The following is a 1,926-nucleotide window of genomic DNA, read 5'->3' on the forward strand; positions in this document are numbered from 1 at the left end:
CATGCGCGGGCGCGGGGGCGTGCGCTGCCAACCGCTTTCGGATGGCATCCTGCATCGTGGCACAGCTGTGCTAATTAGTCCCGTACCGCTTGTTCCTGACAAGGCCGGCGAGGCCACGTTCCTCCGGGCTTCGCGGCTTCCGTAGGTCCATTCTTATGACTGCCGTGGTTCCGTTTCGGATGCAGCGATCGAGGCGTTGGCTTGGTCGGCCAAAGAGCCCTGCCGACGACTCGCCAGGAGGAACGGCACCGCGATCAGTTCGATAACGCCGCTGATCGCGAGCGAGGCGGAGTAGCCGTAAACATCGGCGGCCCGGCCGAGCAGCGGCTGCACCACCACTCCACCGCTTGATCCCATCAGCGAGTCGAAGCTCAGCACTGTTGCCCGCTGCTTCGACGGGATCATGTCGTTCACGTAGGCCTGCCGTACCGGTGTGGCCGCCGAGTCGACCATGGCCCAGAACGTCAACAGCGCCAAGGCCACCCAGAAGACATTCGTGAACCCGAGCACCACCAGAATCGATGCGCTCACCACTCCACTCAGAATCAACACCGTAGTGCGTTTGCGAACGAGGCGCCGGATACGCGGTGCAAGCCATCCGCCCACCACCTGCGCCCCCGCCACGATTGCCGCTGCCAGCCCGGCCACCGAGTACGCGCGCGGGTCACCGAAGAGCTGAAGCAGGTACGGCTGCAGGGCATAGAACACATAGATCCCGACGCCGGCACTGAACGGCGCTGCCAACATCACGTACCGCACGGGTGGATTTTTCAAACCGTTCTCGATCGAGGCGTCGAGGACAGCACGGGTCGCCTTGAGTGGATGGGCAGAGCGCTCGGGGGTGAAGCCGACGTCGTGCATCAGCAAGAAGGCCACCACGAACATGGCGAGGAGCACGCCCACGCGAATCAGGAACGGGACTCCCAGGTTGGTGGCCTGCGCGATCACCCCGCCAGCCACTGAGCCCGCAAGCATGGCGGCACCCGACACCATCTGTCCCCGCCCGAGCACCGTCTCCAAGCCACCCTCATATCCAGTGAAGCGCAACGCGTCGACGAGCCAGGCCTCCACTGCACCCGAGAAGAAGGTGAAGCCCAAGCCGAGCAACACCGACACCACGGCCCACCACAAGAACGGGGCCGAAAGCTGCCAGAGCAGAAAGTAAAGGTAGGTGGATCCGGCCAGTGTCACCGTGCCAAGAAGGAACGAAACGCGGCGTCCCCAACCATCGGCCACCACTCCAGTGGGCACTTCGAAGACGACCATCCCGGCAGTGAAGAAGGCGTTTGCCGCAAAGGCCTCAAGATTGCTGAGTCCGGCATCCAGTAGGAAGAGGGTATTGATCCCCCAAATGAACGAGGCCGCAAGGGTATTGCCGAGGGTCAAGGTGAGGTAGACACTTTGGATCTTTCGGGCGGCGGGGTTCATTGGAACGACGGCCCCGCCTTGGCGAGGGGGAACCACGAGGCCATTCTCGTCCGCTTCGGATGCGCACGCCAGAGGCGGACGGGACGGGCTTGAGGGGAGCCCACCGCAAAGCACACCTCACGCCGGCGAAGCCGATCACAACGTCGCCCATCGGGTGATTATCGACGGCTGCGAGGTTGAGCCGGTAGCGGCGGAAGGAGACCCGGGAACCGGAATCCTTCCCGAGCAAATATGGAAAATTTCTGCTGATTTCCGGGATTTTTCGGTGGGCAGGTGTTCTTCGACCTAAGAATGTCAGTGGTCCCTGGGATGCTTTGGTTATGGCCGGAATTCGGGAAACCCAGCTGATGGGGACGGGCGCGCCAGTCGGCGGCGCAGGTCCGGATGCTGCTGTCTCGTGGGCCGAAATAAGAGACCTGCTCGGTGCGGTGGCCTCGCTCCGGCCAGGCGCCGACGGCGCTGAACTGATTGACCAGCTGCGGGCACTGGAGGATTTCA

General features: G+C 63.1%; 1 protein-coding gene and 1 pseudogene. One reads left to right on the forward strand and one right to left on the reverse strand.

The genetic code is table 11. The annotated features are described in order from the left end of the window. Positions 1–145, forward strand: a pseudogene (locus AHiyo1_RS26410) (molybdenum cofactor biosysynthesis protein); the annotation flags it as partial. Positions 146–153: 8 nt separating this feature from the next. On the opposite strand, the gene AHiyo1_RS08280 reads toward AHiyo1_RS26410, so the two are convergent. After that, positions 154–1,428: an MFS transporter gene (locus AHiyo1_RS08280; protein WP_172465529.1), complete on the reverse strand. Its 1,275-nt coding sequence runs from the start codon at positions 1,426–1,428 to the stop codon at positions 154–156. Between the last annotated feature and the right edge of the window lie 498 nt (positions 1,429–1,926).

This window comes from Arthrobacter sp. Hiyo1, assembly GCF_001263615.2.
GTDB lineage: Bacteria > Actinomycetota > Actinomycetes > Actinomycetales > Micrococcaceae > Arthrobacter.